The sequence below is a fragment of the Vibrio sp. 10N.222.55.C6 genome (assembly GCF_041473395.1).
GTDB classification, from domain to species: Bacteria; Pseudomonadota; Gammaproteobacteria; order Enterobacterales; family Vibrionaceae; genus Vibrio; species Vibrio crassostreae_C.
Window position 1 is genome coordinate 1 of sequence record NZ_JBFRSD010000070.1, and the last position, 3047, is coordinate 3047.

The window sequence follows — 3047 nt, forward strand, 5'->3', positions numbered from 1 at the left end:
CCGGGGGAATCCATGTAGCCTCATTAAGCGGACAAAAATGGTTGGCTAAAATCGCGAAGCGACGGCCAACTGTTTTTGTTCCGTTTAAATGACTTGTTATAAGGCACTTTCGTCAATGATTCTGAACTGCTTCGGTACTAAAAATGCCAGTATGACTGCCAAAATTAACATCATTATCACTCGTATACTCACTGAGGGAATCAACGATTCAAGTAATGTAAAACTCAGCGCTGATGAACCGCCAACAAACATGCCTAAATAGGAGCGTCTTGGTGTCCATTCGATCAAAGCTGAACATTGGGTACAGCGATACTTTGTCCTATTTCCACTAAATAAAAACCAACTAAGTGAAATCTTCTGTTGACAATTAGGGCACTCTCTATTCTTCATACTAAATCAAACTCCATGTGACTTATAACGCCTGCTTAAGCGGACTAAAATAGTGGGTTAAAATGTGTAGCGAAGCGAAACCTAACCCACTGTTTTAGTTCCGTTTAAAGCTCTTGTTAGCCGATCAACTTATAAGAGAAAACAAACTCTTTATCTGGCTTACTGCTTAGCATATTAAACAATATGTCAAAGTCGGTTGCATCTTCCTGATGAGCACGCCAAATTGCTGAAGTATCACCTAAAGTGAGAGCTAATTGGTCTGCCATTGTTAATTGAACTTTACGAGATTTATTTATAGTATCAACAATATGAAATAGGTCGCCAGATATAACTTTAAGCGCCATCTGCTCTTGATTCTTACTAGTAGAAGAACGAATATGCTCTAATGCTTTCGAACTCACTTTGACTGATATAAGACTCATAAATACCCCTTAGAAACAATATTACATATCGGATTAATAGATTCGGCTAACGCCTGCATAACACGTTTACTACTATGCAATTATACTTAAAATTAACGCCTTAAAACGAGAAACACCCGGCAACCTAAGATGCCGAGTGTAGTAAATCGTGTTGATGCAATTGTTATGTAACTTTCCAATTTTGTTAATATAACTTTAAATATTTAATAAGCTCAATTGGCTGAAATGGTTGTGTGAACTCTTGATTTATAAATTCAATTACATTTTCAGCACCAACAGAGTCCACGCCTTCAATTGTATATTTATTAGATTTATTTAAACCAAGCCAATTATCCAGAAGCTCTTTATCTCCGGTCTCTGCGGTATAACGTAAAAGAGCGTTTGAAAAACTTAATTCTTCCAATTTATAACATTGCTTACTCGCATAATCACTTGCAAATAAAATAACATCTTTCTTTTGTTGATCTGTCAAAGTACCAAACCAATCACTTTTTATTGGTTTTAATACAAAGCTTTCACGCAGCTTACTACAAGCATCTACTTTTACATTTAAAGCTTGGTACTTATAGCTAAGATCTTTTTTTAAAAATTCAGCCCAACTTTCAGATAAGACAGAAGACGAAAATATACAACTAACAATTAATAATATAGCTTTATAATGCATTGTATACACACTCCCAAAATTTACGTTCCTCACCACTTGTGTCTAACATTGCTCTCATAGCTACATTTTCTAAGCGTTCTCTTTCAATTGGAGCAATCGCTTTTACTGCACTTTCATACAACTGCCAATCATACGTTGAAACATTATAAGAAGCAGATGCTAAAGCTACTCCTTTGTAAGAATCTCTACCTGCAAAAATTTGGAAGAAGGGAATAGCAAACAGGATCTTCTCCAGCACCGAAGACATATCAGTAATGTGCTCCATTTGTTCGATATATTCTTTTGTTCTATTACTTGGTTCAAATCCTTTGATTGAACAATACTCTTGCTTGGCCATGATACCCTCCATCATTTAATACGTTTTTATTCTATACCAAATTAATGGGCATCAATAGATGTCAAAATAACTGAAATTACAGTGACTTTGACCATTACCTTTTGTTACATAACGCCCGCTTAAGCGGACAAAAATTGTTGGTTATAATGTGGAGCGAAGCGGAACCTAACCAACTGTTTTTGTTCCGTTTAAAGCGCTTGTTAGTTGCCGTTATGGACAACGATACCACTACCAATCAAATTGGAGAATGTCAATAATCTAATGTTTGTTCAATTCATGCGGCTTATTTCGCAAGTAAGACGTGTGCCAATGCCACCCGCATGTTTAACATCGTAATCGTTTAGCACATCTTGATAATAATTTGCATTCTTCTCTTGCTCGTAATTTCCATACGAATTGATTTTCTGTGCCCAATATCTTGCACTTTTAATCAGAGCTGAATATGTACCAATTGATTCGTTACTATATATTCTTTTAAGTGAATCAAACAGAGGATAATCACATACCAAAACTTGACCAGATGTAAATTTCACATGCATACCGTTATATATATATATAGGATTTTTATCTTTATTAAGAACCCACTGATAAGTTTCCTTTGCTGATTCTGGCATATACGGACGGTCATATTTAAGTTCTATTTGTTCCTGTTGAAACTCCAAACCATTTGGAAATTGTTTTTCTTTCTTTTTAATTGTATTTTTCAAATAGGATCTATCACTATTTAATCGACTTAACTTACTTAAGATAGCCATATATGCTTCAAGATCGTTTTTTTTGTTATCAACAATTGGTTGATATTCTTCAAGTTTAATGTTTACTTTTGTAAGTTTATTTTTCAAGATAGTTAACTTATCGTAGTCATTTTTTATCTTGTTTAATTCTAAATTCTTTCTACTTTCCAACCAATTAGGAAAATAGTCTAAAAAACCATCGAACGTGCACTCGTTTTGGATGATAGTTCTTTTTCTGTCATCTTGAAAAGTCGACCATTTTATATCATTACACACACCTCGATGATCAAATGCCTGCTTTATAGTATAGCTAGCGTCATATGACTGAGCGTTATTTTCATAATCTATATAAGTAAAAACACTATTTTTAACAATGTCTGTATCTGATTCACACCCGGTTAAAGAAAACATGACTATTACGCAATAAATTATTTTGTACATACTTTTACTCTCTTTAAGAAACTTCAAATATTAAGGCTACTAACGAATGACATGGATTC

4 protein-coding genes are annotated in these 3047 nt (G+C 34.2%); all 4 read right to left on the minus strand.

All coding sequences use genetic code 11. The features are described from left to right. Positions 1-506: 506 nt before the first annotated feature. The 4 genes from AB4486_RS22545 to AB4486_RS22560 all read right to left on the minus strand — a co-directional run bounded on the left by AB4486_RS22545 (position 507) and on the right by AB4486_RS22560 (position 2988). Positions 507-812, minus strand: coding sequence for a hypothetical protein (locus AB4486_RS22545; protein ID WP_017067214.1), 306 nt, complete (start codon positions 810-812; stop codon positions 507-509). Between the two features lie 184 nt (positions 813-996). Next, the gene (locus AB4486_RS22550; protein ID WP_229648417.1) at positions 997-1476 is read right to left on the minus strand and encodes a hypothetical protein; all 480 of its coding nucleotides are present in this window, start codon (positions 1474-1476) and stop codon (positions 997-999) included. Then, on the minus strand, positions 1466-1813 hold the full coding sequence (locus AB4486_RS22555; RefSeq protein WP_054776246.1) for a hypothetical protein: 348 nt from the start codon (positions 1811-1813) through the stop codon (positions 1466-1468). The genes AB4486_RS22550 and AB4486_RS22555 overlap by 11 nt, the downstream gene beginning before the upstream one ends. Before the next feature lie 269 nt (positions 1814-2082). Continuing rightward, entirely contained in the window at positions 2083-2988 is a 906-nt protein-coding gene (locus AB4486_RS22560; protein WP_372118699.1) for a hypothetical protein, read from the minus strand. Positions 2989-3047: the final 59 nt, after the last annotated feature.

What these genes read in the sequence shown, in the direction of transcription:
- AB4486_RS22545 (WP_017067214.1), bottom strand. Translation starts at nt 812, where the DNA reads ATGAGTCTTATATCAGTCAAAGTGAGTTCGAAAGCATTAGAGCATATT.
- AB4486_RS22550 (WP_229648417.1), bottom strand. Translation starts at nt 1,476, where the DNA reads ATGCATTATAAAGCTATATTATTAATTGTTAGTTGTATATTTTCGTCT.
- AB4486_RS22555 (WP_054776246.1), bottom strand. Translation starts at nt 1,813, where the DNA reads ATGGCCAAGCAAGAGTATTGTTCAATCAAAGGATTTGAACCAAGTAAT.
- AB4486_RS22560 (WP_372118699.1), bottom strand. Translation starts at nt 2,988, where the DNA reads ATGTACAAAATAATTTATTGCGTAATAGTCATGTTTTCTTTAACCGGG.